We start from the raw sequence: 15,207 nt of genomic DNA on the forward strand, positions 1-15,207 counted from the left end.
TGGTGTTAACGTGATGCTTAATTCTTATTAATTTATTTTTGAGTAATGACTACTGTATGGGCACCATACACCTAATTGATAGGTATTCAAGGCAAGTCGCAGTCATTGGTAGGGAGGGTCAGGAAAGGCTTTCGAGAGCTCATGTAGCGGTTGTGGGCTTAGGAGGCCTTGGAACCTTAGTATCTATGTATCTAGTTGGCGCCGGTGTTGGTGAGTTGACTATAATCGATTATGATACAATCAATATAACAGACCTTCATAGGCAATTACTGTATAGAGAAGAGGATATTGGCAAGCCAAAGGTTGAAGTTGCTGTGAAGAGACTTCGTGATATTAATTCAGCGGTTAGGGTAAGGCCGGTGAATGAGGCGTTAACCAGTGAGAATGCTGAGGAGGTCATTAAGGACGTTGATGTCGTGGTTGATGCACTCGATAATTGGTTGGGTAGGCAGGTATTAAATGAGGCCATTGTTAGGTTGAGGAAGCCCCTGGTCCACGGCGCAGTGAATGGTTGGTATGGCCAAGTATCAACGATAATACCAGGTAAGACGCCCTGCCTTTATGAATTAGTGCAGGCCAAATCATTGCCACAGTGCGTTGGTTATTGCCCAGTCGTTGGTCCTGTAGTTGGTGTTGTGGCGTCGATAGAGGCTACGGAGGTAATTAAGCTAATAACGGGCATTGGCGAGCCCCTCATTAATAAGTTGTTGATAATTGATGGTAAGAATTGGGTCATCGACGAGATAAAGCTTAGTAGGGTTGAGAATTGCCCTGTCTGCTCAAGATATCTTAAGGAAAAATAATTTTAAGGAATTAGTTAGCGATTACTCGCTCATGAGGAGGTTTTTATCGGCATTATGGGCTAAACTGAGTAATAGGCCGTTGGCACTTTGTGATAGTGGCGATGTTGATGGTATAACGAGCGCAGCCCTATTCCTAAGGAAGTACCCGAATGGTGTCGTAGTACTTGCGGCGCCGAGCGAGGTTAATAGGTCCTGGTGGATCAAGCGCTTCTTCTGGACCTTCGTGGCGGATCTACCATGCCAGGTAAGGTCCTTATAAGGGCTGACCACCACAGGACCAACAAGCCCTGCGCCAAGGTTGAGTTTTATGACCCGGAGGCACCCTGCTCGGCCCTCATGGCAATGAAGGCTCTAGATCTCGAGAATGACTTAATAGCCAATAACCTTGTTAAGGTGGCTATTGAGACGGATACCGCCAACATAACGAGTGAGGAGGCTGAAAGACTCGACCTAGCCGTTAGGTTCGCGTCATACCCTGAGAAGATCTTTATTGTTAAGAATCTCGCAATTAACGGTCTTCAGTCATTGAATAATTCCAGGATTGGTAGGTTGATTGAGAGGGGTTACAGGGCTAAGAGACTTATGCTTGAGATTGCCGATAAAATACCAATTAAGGATGTGGTCAATATATATAGCTCCATTGACCTGGGGATATCCTATAGGCAATTAACAATTGAGTTGCAGCATAGGGGTGCCAAGATGGTAAACATATTACTTAGGCTAAGTAGGAGGACCTTTAGGTATTACTGCGGGGCTGATAGGGATAGCCCCTATGACTGCACCCAGGTGGCCACGAAACTCGGTGGTGGTGGTCACAAATACGCCTCAGGCGCTCAGTATAAGTCGCCGTTCTTCAACCAGGTAAGGGTGTTGAGACTTTCATAAATACGTTAAAGGCCTACCTGAATGTCGATAGGCTTGAGGTCCTCGAGTTAGCTAGGGATTCCATAAGGACGGTTACTTACTAAATGATCAGCGCTTTGGACCATCGTCACTAATCGGTGGCTACCATCGTCATCACCCCGTAGTACCTAATTACTAAGTAGCAAAAGTTCTTTAAATATGCGCTTTCACGGTTATGGCGGGTTTCCTTGGGTAGGGTTGTCGTTATTGATCACCCACTGGCGCAAGCCATCTTAACGACTCTAAGGGATAGAAATACTAAGCAAATCGAGTTTAGGAAGGGCCTTGTTAGGCTTGGTAGGTTGATGGGTTACGAGATTGTGAAATCCATGGACATTGAGATTGTGGAGGTAGAAACACCACTGGGTGTTAAGGCTAAGGGCGTTAGGATTAGGGATCTCGATCACGTAGTCATTATACAGGTTCTCAGGGCTGCCATGCCGTTGGTCGAGGGTTTGGTCAAGATTTTCGCGAATGCCAGGATGGGTGTTGTCAGTGCAAGGAGGGTTGAGGAGTCTCATAAGCCCGGCTCGCTGGACTTCGACATTGAAATTACGTATGTTAAGGTGCCCAGGATATTCAAGGACGATATCCTCATAATCGCTGATCCAATGCTCGCGACCGGCTCTACGATAACCTCAGTATTAAAGCATGTCCTTAAGTATGGAGTTCCCAAGAGGACTATTATAGCCAGCGTCATAGCCACTAAGTACGGCATAGAGAGAGTTCTCAAGGAGTATCCATTTGCTGAGATTTATACGGTCGCCATAGACCCTGAGATGAATGAGAGAGGCTACATAGTGCCTGGGCTTGGTGATGCCGGGGACAGAGCCTTTGGCGGTCCTTAAAATCGATTCTCCTAATTATGAGATGATATCTTATTCATTACATATTTTAGGGCCTCATCAATAAATCCCTTCTTAGCCAGTTCATTGAATTTCTCATCATTATCAAGCTCCATGTATAAATCCAACCTAGTCCTTACGTCACTCACGACCTCCTTAAGCTTGCTCTTAACTGCGTACCAAACCCTGGCCATGTTCATTAATTCCTCATCCTCCCTAAGCGTGTTCATTATCTTTTCAAGGGTTCTTCTTGCCACAATACCGCTGAGTCCCTCGGTAGTAACAGCGACCCTAATACCATTAATCTCGCTCTCAAAGGGAACCACCACCTCGGTCTCTTCGGCATTTGTGGCATCATTAAAGAACTTCCTCATGTCCTTAGCCAACTTCCTAACCTTCTCGTTTATTGACTGGTCATTGGTTGCAATAATTACTAGGTCAGCCCACTCAAGGTTTCTCCTGAGCAATTCCTCATCATGAGCATTACCCCTAACCAGCTCCACTTTGCCCTGCTCAGCATAGCGCATTAGTTCATTACTAAATTCAAGCTTAGCACCCTAACATTGGCACCCGCCAGTAGGAACTTGATAGCCCTCCTAGTACCAACGCCGCCGCCTCCGATTATTAATACGTTCCTACCACTAAACTCTATAAACAGTGGTACCCTCACAATATCTATTTCCTAAAGGGTCAATTAATTATTTTTACTTACACCTACTAAATGCAAGTCTCTATTAAGTACTAAGTCCCTGATCTTGACAATGGTATTGAGCGAAGGCAATTCCTCATCAATACTCAAATCAGCCCTCTTAATACTATCCTTGATCCAAGTGCACTCATTAATTGGTAAGCCATGGACTGACCCAGGCACGTTAGACCTAACCAATTGCCTAATAATGCTATCACCGCTAAATTCAATAACTAACTTGGGATAATTAGTCGCGACTAGGTCAAAACCAAGCATTATAATTATGTCGTAATTATACCTCTTGAGGAGTTTATTGATGGTCCACGTAAGGCTTGATTTATTACATGGTAAATGACGCCTCGGCATTATAACCTCAATACCTGACCTCACAAGCAATACAGCCAGTATTGAGTAGAATTGGGGCTTAACACCTGGTGGCGGCAGTAGTAGTACCCTACCGTTAATGCGTATTGGCGTGAAGACCAACGCATCGCTATCAATATATACGTGGTATTCATCATTACTGAACACTTCAATCATCAAAAGGGAGCATGAATACCCTACTTAATAGCATTTACCTTTTGAGGAACTCCTCGAGTCTCGCCTTAACCTCAGGTTTTAGTGACTCCTCAGCCAACATATTCAGCAACTCATTCCACCTATCATTAATCTCATTAATTATTGAGGATATCATTATTCTCTTAATCGTCTTATAAGCATCATGCGGTATCGCGCTTACCTTATCAATGAGTTCTAGAGATACCCTTAATCCCTCGTCAACGTTATTGACGACTCTATGGACAAGCCCCCAATCAACTGCATCATCAATGCTTAATTTAAAGTCCCTATCCAGGAAGAACCTGGTCTTTAACATGCCGAAGAGGTATGGCGCGAAGGCTGGGGTCACGGGTACGAGTCCATACCTAATACCGGGCAGGGAAAACTCCGAGCCTCTAACCGCAACGACTTGGTCAACGAAGTATAGGAGTTCCGTTGCGAATCCGTAGCTGAGCCATTAACGAGGGCAATCACCGGTTTTTCACAATTTGCAATAGTAACGGCTAAATCCTTAATTGCCGAGAAGTACCTCCTAGATTCCTCAATGTTTTTAAAGCCGTATATCTCGGCCAGGTCAAGACCTGCCGAGAAGACCTTACCTTCACCAGTTATTATGATACCCTTATAATTTCTACAGCCTAGGGTCACGGCATCCTGGGTCATCAAGGTCAACTCGAGGTTAAAGGCATTCCTTTTTTTCGGGTCTATTTAGTTTTACAATTAATGATCCTTCCACGAACTTGGTAATTACGGCATTCATGGGCATAGATCCATTCATTATTGGTAATTCAAAAGTAATAATTTAATCTATACCATCCCTATTTCATTAGTAATTTTTATAAAGGTAGTATTAGACGTGGTGAGGGCATCTTGGTATACCCAACGGACAGAGTAGGGGCCGTAAAATATGACGCAAAAAGAGGCCAGGTCGAGTTAACCAAAGGATATCCAGAGGAGAAGTTTCTGTGGAATGTCGACTTTCACCCAACGCCAATAAGGAAGAGGAATTGGGACTGGTATACCTACGCGGCTATTTGGTTTGGCATGGCATTCATAGTGCCCAGTTGGTCCCTGGCAAGTGTTGGTCTGTCCTTTGGCTTGGGTACCTTTGACTCAATACTCCTGGTGTTCCTGGGCAATGCCATAGTGCTGGTGCCAATGATAATACAGAGCCATGGCGGTGCGAGGTACGGCATACCAGAGCCTGTCTTAACGAGGACCAGGTGGGGCGTCTACGGCGCAATATTCCCGAGCTGGATTAGGCAATCATTGGAGCCGGTTGGTGGGGAATAGAGACCTACATAATGACTGAAGCAGCCGTGGGTATATACGCAATATTGGCCCATAAATTAAGTATGATAGAGAGCTACGTGGCCCAGGGTAATGCAAGTCCATATACGTTAAGCCTAGCCTTCCCGCAAGTCTTCTGGACAACTTTCGCGGCAATAATACTACTGCAAGTGGCACTTCTCTACTTCTCGCCAGTGCCCGAGGCACAGCCAGCCCTTAAGTGGTTCGCAAGGCTTGCGGCGCCGCTGGTGCTTCTCGGCTTCGTAATACTGTGGTACAACTTCATGAGCCTGTCCCACTGGAACTTTGGGCAGATATTCTCGATCAAGCCCACGGTGACCGGAATTAATTACTGGGTCATGTGGTTCGCATTCCTAAATGCGAACATTGCCTACTGGGCCACAATGGCACTATCAATGCCAGACTACACCAGGTTCGCCAAGAGCCAATTCGCGCAGGCGATCGGTCAGGTGCCTATGCCGTTCATGATGCTTGTAATAGCAGTGCTCGGGGTCATGACAACGGGAGCCATAGAGCAGGTGTACCACGTAGCTATTTGGGACCCAATACTAGCATCAACACTATACCTAAGCCCAACACTCGCAATACTACTAAACGCATTATTCTTACTAGCCACGTTTTCCGTGAACGTATTTGCAAATACTGTTGGACCAGCGTATGACTTCGCGAACACATTCCCGAGGAAACTAACATGGTTCAGGGGAGCGTTGATCGTGATCGCAGTTTCAATAGCGCTTGGTGCATGGACGTATTATGGCTCGGCATACGGCTACCTATATAATTGGTTACTGACGTATGGTGGGTTGCTGGGGTCTGTTGAGGGTATCATAATATTTGACTACGCATTAATAAGGCGCTTCAGGTTTGAGTTAACCGATGTATTCTGGAGCAGGGGTAGGTTTAGGTACTGGAGAGGTATCAACCCGGCGGCTTTTATTACCTTCATAATTGTGGAGTTCATAATCTATGCACCCTTCATACCGTATCACGACATAGTATTTAGTAACTCATGGTTACTATCCTTCCTACTATCGGGATTAATATACGTGCCGCTAATGACGCAGTGGGTCATACCCAAATACCAACCTGAATTGAGGGGCTCGATATTTAAAAGAGGTTATGCAAGTAATGAGGTGCTAACAGTATTTAACAATAAAGAAATGTGATACGGCCCTCAAAATAAAACCCATTTTTAAATGTCAAAAGGCCTTCTTAGGCACGATCCTTGTCCCCACTAAACCCTTAATCACGTCTCTAGCCCTACCAGTGGTCCTATGTACGCAGCCTTCCCACCACCCTTAATGAACCTGATAACCGCTAGAACCTTCGGTCCCATACTACCTGGCGGGAATTGACCTTCATTATAGTACCTCTCGAGTTCGCCGACCGTGACCTCCGTCAACCTTGCCTGATTAGGCTTCTTATAATTGATGTATACGTAATCCACGTCAGTCAGTATTAATAGGTAATCAGCATTAATGGCATTGGCAAGTACTTGGCTCGCTAAGTCCTTATCGATAACCGCATCAACACCCCTAACCTCACCATTGCTGATGATCGGTATTCCGCCGCCACCCACGGCTATGGCACGTAACCCTCCCTTAATAATAGTCTCACTAAGTCAAGCTCCATAGTGCCCACGGGCTCCGGTGATGGTACAACCCTCCTAAACCCACCACGCATATCCCACTTAAAGACCCAACCTCTCTCCTTCGATAATTTATCCGCGGTTTCCTCATCATATATCGGGCCTATGTATTTCGTGGGGTTTTGAAAGGCTGTGTCGTTTTTATTAACGATTGACCGTGAAATAACAATGACGGGGCTCCGCTGAATACCCCGCCGCAGGAACTCATTGGTTAGGGCATTGGCTATTAAGTAGCCCATCCAACCCTCGGTGGCTGCATCGATCATATCAAGGCTCAGGTAATCACTAACCCTCTCGGCAAGCAGGCCTGCCTGTGGTCCATTACCATGGGTAACGACTACGTCAAAGCCCTCTTCGATCATGTCGGCGACATCGACTGCCGCAAGCTTAACCCGTTCCCACTGTTCCTCAGGCGAACCAACCTTACCGCTCTCCCTTGCGAAGGCGTTCCCACCCAGTGCAATTACAGCGAGCACGCGGTATTACCGTTACACGTATTTATATTTATTATGCACTATTGCACATACTACACATGGTGTCTAAACTTAAGTGTATACGTGTTTTATTATTCCTTACCTGATATTGTTGTAATACAACGGTATTTCCAATGATGAAAAGCATTACTTTTAAATATTGTATACGACGTATACGTTAGATGCTCAAGAAGATAGGTGACATCATGCATTTATCCCACGATGGGAGATTCGTGATAAGGTTATCGTTAACTCCCCCACTCGGTATTACAGTTTATGACTATACAATGAAGAGACTGGGGTCTCTCTACGACATTATTGGTCCTGTAAATTCGCCCTACGGTCTAGTTAAGCCGGATCCTCAACTATCGAGGCCTGAGGACTTTGTGGGTAAGTCCGCTTATGTCAGAGATGTAGATATGAGGAAAAGGAGGGGTGGTGGACATGGTCACGGCAAATAATCTCATTAAAGCTGAGAAGCTCGTGTGTCCTAACTGTGGATCTACGGACATAGTCTTTGACCCGGAAAGGGGCGAATTGGTTTGTAGACATTGTGGCTTAGTGATTGAGGAGCACGTCATGGATTTAGGACCCGAATGGAGGCATTCAGCGGCGAGGAGGCACTAGCCCATGAGAGGGCTAAGCCAATAAGCCTGCACTGCCCGGTCAGGGACTTGGCAATTCCATAATCAGTGTAAGGCATAACTTAATGCTTCATAACAAGCTAAGGGCGTTAATTAGGCTCAATAGGTATAATCAGTATCAATATACCGAGAGAAGAATTGCAGAGCTCCTTGATGTGATTAAGCCCGTTAAGTATGAACTAAACCTGCCCGATAATGTCATTGAGGAAGCCCTAGTCCTATTTAGGCAATTGGCGAGTAGGCATGACCTCAGGGGCGTCAGAACTAAGGACCTGGCCTTAGTCCTACTCTACGTGGCCTGCAAGAGATCTAAGGTTGTTTGTACACTCCGTGATTTAAGGAACGCCCTAAATGTCGAGAAAAGCAAGAGGATTAGCAGGCTCCTTGGTCTTGTTAGGCAGGTAATTGGCAATAATGATGTTGTTGTGAAGAGTCAGGAGGAGCTGGGTAGATTTCTCCAGAGGGTTATCAATGCCCTTAAGCTGAATGAAGACATTAGGTACCACGTGACAAAGCTGGCTATGGAGATCATTAACGAGGGGCAACGTAGACGCCTAACCAATGGCAGGACGTTCTACGCGCTTGTGGCTTCTGCGGTTTACATAGCCGTAACCCTAATGGGCGTTAGGAAGAGGCAGCGTGATGTTGCTGAGGCCTCCGGCGTCACTGATGTGACCATTAGGAACCGCTATAAGGAAGTCATATCTAAGATAGATATTGTTATTGAGGTTTGATTATGAATCAACGTTATTTCATTAAAATTAAACATTGAGCCCTATCCCTTGATTATCTTCATATTACTGGGGTCATATCGTATTGAAGGTAAGGGCCTTATTTGGTTGGTACGTATAACGGGGTACTTTAAACCAGGGAAGTAATTACCTGAAGTAATGATTAGAAATTTTTAAAGGGTGATTTTGTTGCCTTTGTTCGTGAGTAGTGACGTATCATCATTAATTAGGGAATTGAGTGATAAGGAAACTAAAATCCTTGAGGAGATTTATAAGGCCGGTGGCGAGATCATGCTCAGGGATATTTGGAGGGTCATGGGCATCAAGAGTAAGGCTGGTATGCCATTCATAACTAAGCTCGAGAAGAAGGGCTTACTTGCTAAGGAGAATGTTGGTAGTGGCAAGAGGGTCATGTATAGGGTGAGGTTGACGGAACTAGGCATGGCCGTGGCCAGGGAGTTAACGGAGGCAGGTTCCCTAATGAGGGTCCTCACGTATGACCTACTGACTAAAATACCCTGTTTTTTTCTGTCCGTATATAGACATCTGCGGGACAACCGATGAAATAACGCCTGAGAAATGCGAGTATCTTAATAAGTGGATTTATGAGATGGTTAAGAGGGGTGTATCCAATAGTTAAAATTAAATTAATCACCGTATTAACAATAGGTTAATGTCCAGGGAGTTATATAGGGTATTCATTGCCGTGGATCTAACGGACCAATTAAAGGAACCAATAATTAAGATGCAGAGGGAGTTCATGAGTGCCGGAGTCGACATGAAGCCCGTGGAGCCTGAGAACCTACACATAACCCTGAGGTTCATTGGCGAGATAGGTAGGGAGCTTGTTGAGGAGTTGAAGAAGAGACTCAACAATGTTAGGTATAATCAATTCACAATGCACATTAGGGGGATTGGGGCGTTCCCAAACATAGAGAGGCCAAGGGTTATTTGGGTCGGCATTGAGGAGGGCGCAAGGGACTTGATGAACCTGCACGAATTAATAATGAAGCTCACGGGAGACATTGGTGAGAGGGATGAGAGGAGCTTCGTACCGCACCTAACCATTGCCAGGGTTAAGTACGTTAGGAATAGGGACAGGTACATGGAGGTTGTTAGGAAGTATGAGAATATGGACTTCGGAACGCAGTTGGTGGATTCTGTGAAGATGAAGAGGAGTGTGTTGACGCCAAAGGGGCCGATATACAGTGATTTAATGACAATAAGACTATCATGATTAAAATACCGGGCTCCTAGGTATCTTAACCTTATTGCTGCTTATTCCTTAATTTATGATAGTAATACCCTGGAAAGAGTACCAATACAATAAATGCGCCAATACTGGCCAAAATCCTCCGGGTTAGTTATGGCGCGATTAATTTGGTGCTATATCGAACTACGTATACCGCCAATTACAGTTCTTATTTAGTTTGATTTGTAATAACCTAATGCAAATGCCCATATTAATTGCATTTAAGTATAGGCATGGCGATACTGATATAATACTGATTGGGTTAAAGATAGTATTAATAAACGTAATTATGGTTTTCCATAAGACGGTTAGTGCAAGATGTGGGAATGGTGTTGGGTGATTGTGCATGAGTATTCGAATCACTGAGCGTAGTCTCTACCCAATTATTATTAATGTTCTTAGGGATATTGCTGGGAAGTATGGTATCAGCATATCCGGTGTTCAGGAAATCAGCCTCCCCAATAGGTCCTCTCCAGATATTTGGCTTCGTATCGATAATTACAAAGTACTTATTCAGGTTAAGATAGATACTACGGAGAAGATAATCGATGATATTGCGAAGACATACCCAATAGCCAGGCAATTGGGTTTTGACCTAATTGGAATACTGTTTCCAAAGGATATTAGGCAGGTAAGACCTGAGGAACTTGAGAAGGTAGGCCCTAATCTGAGGGTTTCCCGAGGCCTGGTCCTAACGGCTTGGCAGGGCATTGATTTAGAGGATGTGATGCTCTACGGGCTTATCGAAACCGTGGTTAAGGGCCTAGTTGAGTTTAGGCGTGTGCAGGTGCCATTAATTGATTATTTAACGATTGCGAGGATTACCAGGGAGACTATTGAGGAACTTGCGGTAACCCTGAGGGGATTAACCGGCATTAAGCAGTACTTCGATGGAACCCAAGCAATCATTGGTAGCTTTGATTATTACAGGGCCATGCTCGAGGACTTTTTTAAATGAGGAGGAAATGAGGATTTACACCGCCGATATAATGGCTTACCTACTCGCCCTTCAATTACTGTTCCTACATATTGTATCCAGGAGGGTTTACAATAAGGTAGTATTGCCTGAGGTGCAAAATCCACTGTCTCCGGATGAGTATGGTGATTTCATCGATAAGCTCTATAATAGTATTATCACTTCAGGTAAGGATGTACTAAGCGATTACCATAAGATACTGGGGTCAATACTCCACATGCTCGAGATCCTTAGGGCATTAAAGACGCTAGAGCCCAATTCCTACATAAGGATAAGCCAGGTATTGGCTAAGTACGTGTATACCTTCTACCCATTAAGACCTGAGCACGTTAAGGAGGAGCTCTTTGGCAGAATATATCAATTTGGCTACCGCCAGAAACTAGGAAAAACCTGGGCGCCTTCTTCACAAAGCCCCAGGCAGCTAAGGTATTGGCTAGTTTAGCCATTGATAAGTGGGATGACAAGGTTCTCGATCCAGCCTGCGGATCAGGCACACTATTGGCTGAGGCATACCAGGCCAAGCTTAGGAAAGCCAAAGAGCAGGGTATTAACATTCCTGAGGATAGGCTTCATGAGATCTTTCTTAGGGAGCATATTGTTGGTATTGACGTTATGCAGTTCGCCAAGGAGCTAACAACAATAAACCTGGCGTTACAGAATCCATTCATTAAGGTTGAGCCAAGGGTATTTGCTGGTGATGGTATTGAAAAGATGGTACATGCTGAAAAGGTAATAGGCGATGACCCATCATCGGAAAACATCGAAAGATACTTACGTGAATCCCAGGAGGAGTATATGAAACTGGCTCTACTGCATGAGGGATTTGACGTTGTTATAATGAATCCACCATTCACGAGGTGGGAAGAAAGAATTCCTGAGAGGGAAAAGGGGAAATTAATGAGAATGCTTGGTAACATAATTTCAGGCGGTAGGATAGGCTATTGGGCATTCTTTTTCGTGGCCTCGGACAACGTGATTAGACCTGGTGGAAAAATAGCCGCAGTAACTCCTGAGGAGTTTTTCTCAGGCCGTACGGCAATAAGTGTTAGAGAATACCTACTTGGCAAGAGGGGGTATGCACTGAGGTATGTGGTTAGGAGTGCTGTGGAGACCGCCTTTAGTGAGGGTGCGCACTATAGAGATTACTTAGTTGTGCTGGAAAAGGGGGGTGACCCGGCCAGGGATTACCTAGTCTTCATAATCCTGAAAAGGCGAATTGAGGAGCTAACGGATGGCGACATTATGAGACTTATGAATGATATAAGGACGCTCGATCAGGGTGGGCATCATCGCTCGATCTCCGGCGATTTCTTTGACGTGGTTATTATTCACGATGTTTCGAGACTCATAACCAGGTTTGTGGATAATTTAAAACCAATCGTGGGATTTAATAGCCCAAACGCCCAAAAACTATTTCTGGAATTACTTGATACAATTGGGTCCTTTCCCAAGCTTTCTGACGTGGCCGAGATAATCACTTATTGGCCTGGGAAATATAGGGGGCACGGTGAGGGTGTTGAGGATTACGCAAGGAGACTTTTTATTGCAAGATACGGCGCCAGAGGTAAAATCAGTTTCCGGCTTGTTAATGAGGATAGGGATAGGGTTGTGATCAAGTTGGGTAACACAGACGTGAAAAGAAGCATTGATAAGAAATACCTAGTGCCAAGCCTGAGAACTGCATCTAATGTTAGGCACTTCGATATCACGGGTGAAAGCGAATTTGCATTGGTGGATGAGCACGCACTAGAAGATGATGATTGGAAGGCAGCGGGCCTTAATGATGGCAGAAGGAGGCGTAGTGCTATATATGATGTTCGTGAAGCTACAGAGATAAGGCAAGCAGGACTTTAATAACGTATAGGGTCAGGATAACGTCACCAAACGTTTATTGGCTCGTCTTTCATGCCGATTATCCCATCATTTACACAGCCACCACCTTAGGTTTAAGGTTGAAGGAATACGGTGCTAAAGACATTAACGATGCTTTAAAATACGAGAAAATACTAACCCTATACTTGAATAGCGCATTTACATTAATTCAATTACTTGCATACCACGTGGAGACCGAGGGCGCTTGGATACGCCTTGACACCGATAGGGTTTGGAGTAATGTGATTGTTCCAAGTATTTACGATTTAAAGTATGAATTAGTAAATAGGGCGTTGTCCATATATGACAAGGTAAGTAGGATGGACGTCCCTCCACTGTATGATAGGATTAAGAGTGGGGATTCTATGCAGAGAACCATTGATGAGTTAGTCATAGATATGCTAGGTCTTGGTGATGGGTGGAAGTCAAGGTTAAATGACCTGTACAGGGCCATTGGTGAGGAATTTGAGTACATGCAGAGAATACTTGAGAGTAATAGAGACACAAAAAGAAGGAGAACTGAGGAGGAAGAGGAGGAAGGTGGGAAACAACAGACAAGACTTGATATGTTCTTTTAAGTAATCGAGAATAAATTACGAAATAAGTTAATGGGCAGGGTACTTCATCATTAATAACTGGTTATGGTAATGGATCAAGATGATCCATTTTAAGCGCTAAAAATAAGCGTCACAACTCACTTAATCACCCTATTGATTAAAGTCCCAATCTTCTCCACGTACAACTCCACGGTATCGCCCGGCCTTAGGCTTCGCCCAACGTCAAGCCCAGTACACCCAGACACAGTGCCACTTCCAAAGACGTCTCCTGGCCTCACGTACTCACTCATTGATACGTAGGATATCATATCCCCAAAGTCCCACTGCATATCCTCTATCTTCGTATCACACCAAACCTCCCCATTAACCCTAGCATAGACCCTCAAGCCCTTTATATCGGGTAGTTCATCCCTCGTGACGATCCAGGGACCAAGCCCATTAGCAAAGTCCTTGCTCTTACCTGGACCAAGCAGGAGCTTTAGTTCCACCGCCTCTAATTCCCGAACGCTGAAGTCGTTAAATATTGTGTAACCAATTATTAATTCGTAAGCCTCATCCTTGCTCACGTCCCTACCCTTCTTATACGTAATCGCGGCCACCTCAAGTTCGAAGTCCAGGGTCTTGGCATAACTTGGCCACGGTACATCCTCCATATGTCCATAGAATATGGCTGGGTCACCCTTATAGTAAGTCGGCACTTTAAACCACTCCTCAGGTACCCTGGTGCCCACTCTCCTTGATGATGCCTCAACATGGCCCCTAAAGGCGAGGAAGTCCCTAAGCATGTTAGCCCTGGCCAATGGAGCCTTCAACTTTACATCGCTAATTAATCTCATCACGGCAGCCTCCCTGTGGCTCTTCACCCAATCAATAACGCTATTGATTAGTTTCAATCCCTCATCACTTGACTGCAGGACACCCAACATATCAGGCGGCAAAACCGCACCGCAATACCTCTCTGCAAATTGTTCATCCTCACCCTTATCAATAAGCATCGCATAGCAATTATCATTTAAATCAACGACATATCTATCATCAAGCAATACTCCGGATCTAACCCTACCATCCCTCAAGTAACTAAGTAGTTTCATTTATATATTGTATAATTAAAACTTAATAAGTTTTATTTTACATTATTAATGAAAAATATGGAATGGCAGACAGGACTCATTGAACTTGATAAGGCATCTACGCATACATACAACCCAGGGGTACCTGGTTCATCGCAAATGCAGGCCTAATAGTTGGTAGGGATTTCTCCATAGTCATTGACTCATTAACAAACGAGAAAATGGCCATGGATTTCCTATCAAGCATAAGGAAAGTCACGGACAAGCCAATACGGTTTCTAATCAATACCCATTACCATGGTGATCACACATGGACCAATCACCTATTTAATGCAGTAACGATGGCCCACGTAAACACGAGAAGGCTCATTGAGGAGGAAATGAGAATAAACGTGATGGGGCTTTACGAGAAGTTATTCCCTGAAATTGACTTCAGCGGCGCCAAGTATACACCACAGGGCCTGGTCTTTTCAGAATCACTCATCCTCCATGCGGGTGATAAGACAATCGAGATTAAGTACATTGGGTACCCGGCGCATACCGTCGGCGATGTCTATGTTCACATACCCGACTCCAGGGTTGTATTCACGGGTGACCTATTGTTCGCCGAACCATGCACACCCTTTGTGCTATTTGGCTCAGTCTCAGGGTCAATAGAGGCCCTTGATCGCTTGGCTTCATTAAATGCCGATATTTACGTGCCTGGCCACGGCCCCGTGTCGTACGGTAGGAAAGCACTGTACAGGGCGAGGGATTACCTAGTGTACATTAGGGATGAGGCTGGAGATACTTTAAGGAGGGCTTATCATTTAATGAAGCCGCCTTGAGGATCGATCTCATGGAATTCGCTAATTGGTACGATAAGGAGAGGATCGT

At 44.9% G+C, this 15,207-nt stretch carries 21 protein-coding genes and 2 pseudogenes; 16 read left to right on the plus strand and 7 right to left on the minus strand.

All coding sequences use genetic code 11. The features are described 5' to 3' along the window. The first annotated feature begins 56 nt into the window (after positions 1-56). The 4 genes from JCM16159_RS03375 to upp all read left to right on the plus strand — a co-directional run bounded on the left by JCM16159_RS03375 (position 57) and on the right by upp (position 2,554). Positions 57-803, plus strand: coding sequence for a HesA/MoeB/ThiF family protein (locus tag JCM16159_RS03375; RefSeq protein WP_243665750.1), 747 nt, complete (start codon positions 57-59; stop codon positions 801-803). A gap of 31 nt (positions 804-834) precedes the next feature. Next, complete coding sequence (locus JCM16159_RS14145) at positions 835-1,062, plus strand: hypothetical protein (protein WP_243665751.1); 228 nt, start codon at positions 835-837, stop codon at positions 1,060-1,062. Then, on the plus strand, positions 1,041-1,688 hold the full coding sequence (locus tag JCM16159_RS03380; RefSeq protein ID WP_243665752.1) for a hypothetical protein: 648 nt from the start codon (positions 1,041-1,043) through the stop codon (positions 1,686-1,688). The genes JCM16159_RS14145 and JCM16159_RS03380 overlap by 22 nt, the downstream gene beginning before the upstream one ends. Before the next feature lie 206 nt (positions 1,689-1,894). After that, a complete protein-coding gene (upp, locus tag JCM16159_RS03385; RefSeq protein WP_054856952.1) occupies positions 1,895-2,554 on the plus strand; it encodes a uracil phosphoribosyltransferase in 660 nt (219 codons plus the stop codon). Positions 2,555-2,565: 11 nt separating this feature from the next. On the opposite strand, the gene JCM16159_RS03390 is transcribed toward upp, so the two are convergent. The 5 genes from JCM16159_RS03390 to JCM16159_RS14155 are packed head-to-tail and all read right to left on the minus strand — an operon-like array spanning position 2,566 to position 4,460. After that, entirely contained in the window at positions 2,566-3,054 is a 489-nt protein-coding gene (locus JCM16159_RS03390) for a bifunctional precorrin-2 dehydrogenase/sirohydrochlorin ferrochelatase (RefSeq protein ID WP_367834252.1), read from the minus strand. 23 nt (positions 3,055-3,077) lie between these two features. Then, positions 3,078-3,221 (minus strand): NAD(P)-dependent oxidoreductase, encoded by a 144-nt coding sequence (locus JCM16159_RS18430; protein WP_367834253.1) that lies wholly within the window; start codon positions 3,219-3,221, stop codon positions 3,078-3,080. A gap of 24 nt (positions 3,222-3,245) precedes the next feature. Next, complete coding sequence (locus tag JCM16159_RS03395; RefSeq protein ID WP_054856953.1) at positions 3,246-3,779, minus strand: hypothetical protein; 534 nt, start codon at positions 3,777-3,779, stop codon at positions 3,246-3,248. A gap of 34 nt (positions 3,780-3,813) precedes the next feature. After that, complete coding sequence (locus JCM16159_RS14150) at positions 3,814-4,146, minus strand: hypothetical protein (protein ID WP_243665753.1); 333 nt, start codon at positions 4,144-4,146, stop codon at positions 3,814-3,816. Then, entirely contained in the window at positions 4,143-4,460 is a 318-nt protein-coding gene (locus tag JCM16159_RS14155) for an enoyl-CoA hydratase/isomerase family protein (RefSeq protein WP_243665754.1), read from the minus strand. The genes JCM16159_RS14150 and JCM16159_RS14155 overlap by 4 nt, the downstream gene beginning before the upstream one ends. Before the next feature lie 207 nt (positions 4,461-4,667). Here JCM16159_RS14155 and JCM16159_RS18435 point away from each other — a divergent pair, with 207 nt between their 5' ends. Beyond that, complete coding sequence (locus JCM16159_RS18435) at positions 4,668-5,090, plus strand: cytosine permease (protein WP_367834254.1); 423 nt, start codon at positions 4,668-4,670, stop codon at positions 5,088-5,090. Between the two features lie 11 nt (positions 5,091-5,101). Further along, complete coding sequence (locus tag JCM16159_RS03405) at positions 5,102-6,274, plus strand: cytosine permease (RefSeq protein ID WP_367834255.1); 1,173 nt, start codon at positions 5,102-5,104, stop codon at positions 6,272-6,274. 33 nt (positions 6,275-6,307) lie between these two features. Here JCM16159_RS03405 and JCM16159_RS03410 read toward each other — a convergent pair. Beyond that, positions 6,308-7,232, minus strand: a pseudogene (locus JCM16159_RS03410) (carbamate kinase). A gap of 179 nt (positions 7,233-7,411) precedes the next feature. Here JCM16159_RS03410 and JCM16159_RS03415 point away from each other — a divergent pair. The 9 genes and pseudogenes from JCM16159_RS03415 to JCM16159_RS03450 all read left to right on the plus strand — a co-directional run bounded on the left by JCM16159_RS03415 (position 7,412) and on the right by JCM16159_RS03450 (position 13,282). Then, the gene (locus tag JCM16159_RS03415; protein ID WP_054856954.1) at positions 7,412-7,690 is read left to right on the plus strand and encodes an H/ACA ribonucleoprotein complex subunit GAR1; all 279 of its coding nucleotides are present in this window, start codon (positions 7,412-7,414) and stop codon (positions 7,688-7,690) included. Further along, positions 7,674-8,607: pseudogene (locus JCM16159_RS03420) on the plus strand (transcription initiation factor IIB family protein). Before JCM16159_RS03415 ends, JCM16159_RS03420 begins: the two are co-directional and overlap by 17 nt. A 198-nt stretch (positions 8,608-8,805) precedes the next feature. Beyond that, complete coding sequence (locus tag JCM16159_RS03425) at positions 8,806-9,168, plus strand: MarR family transcriptional regulator (protein WP_243665757.1); 363 nt, start codon at positions 8,806-8,808, stop codon at positions 9,166-9,168. A gap of 109 nt (positions 9,169-9,277) precedes the next feature. Next, a complete protein-coding gene (gene thpR, locus JCM16159_RS03430) occupies positions 9,278-9,841 on the plus strand; it encodes an RNA 2',3'-cyclic phosphodiesterase (protein WP_054856955.1) in 564 nt (187 codons plus the stop codon). 217 nt (positions 9,842-10,058) lie between these two features. Continuing rightward, on the plus strand, positions 10,059-10,196 hold the full coding sequence (locus JCM16159_RS14165; protein ID WP_243665758.1) for a hypothetical protein: 138 nt from the start codon (positions 10,059-10,061) through the stop codon (positions 10,194-10,196). Positions 10,197-10,202: 6 nt separating this feature from the next. Next, on the plus strand, positions 10,203-10,814 hold the full coding sequence (locus JCM16159_RS03435) for a hypothetical protein (protein ID WP_054856956.1): 612 nt from the start codon (positions 10,203-10,205) through the stop codon (positions 10,812-10,814). Positions 10,815-10,821: 7 nt separating this feature from the next. Beyond that, on the plus strand, positions 10,822-11,274 hold the full coding sequence (locus JCM16159_RS03440) for a hypothetical protein (RefSeq protein ID WP_054856957.1): 453 nt from the start codon (positions 10,822-10,824) through the stop codon (positions 11,272-11,274). Beyond that, entirely contained in the window at positions 11,262-12,686 is a 1,425-nt protein-coding gene (locus tag JCM16159_RS03445) for an SAM-dependent methyltransferase (protein WP_054856958.1), read from the plus strand. The genes JCM16159_RS03440 and JCM16159_RS03445 overlap by 13 nt, the downstream gene beginning before the upstream one ends. A gap of 164 nt (positions 12,687-12,850) precedes the next feature. Then, on the plus strand, positions 12,851-13,282 hold the full coding sequence (locus JCM16159_RS03450; protein ID WP_243665759.1) for a hypothetical protein: 432 nt from the start codon (positions 12,851-12,853) through the stop codon (positions 13,280-13,282). A gap of 116 nt (positions 13,283-13,398) precedes the next feature. On the opposite strand, the gene JCM16159_RS03455 is transcribed toward JCM16159_RS03450, so the two are convergent. Then, positions 13,399-14,352: a fumarylacetoacetate hydrolase family protein gene (locus tag JCM16159_RS03455; protein WP_054856960.1), complete on the minus strand. Its 954-nt coding sequence runs from the start codon at positions 14,350-14,352 to the stop codon at positions 13,399-13,401. Positions 14,353-14,528: 176 nt separating this feature from the next. On the opposite strand from JCM16159_RS03455, the gene JCM16159_RS03460 reads away from it, so the two are divergent. Beyond that, complete coding sequence (locus tag JCM16159_RS03460) at positions 14,529-15,158, plus strand: MBL fold metallo-hydrolase (protein ID WP_243665848.1); 630 nt, start codon at positions 14,529-14,531, stop codon at positions 15,156-15,158. Positions 15,159-15,207 lie beyond the last annotated feature (49 nt).

Origin of the sequence: Vulcanisaeta sp. JCM 16159, assembly GCF_001316265.1 — an archaeon.
Classification (GTDB): Archaea; Thermoproteota; Thermoprotei; order Thermoproteales; family Thermocladiaceae; genus Vulcanisaeta.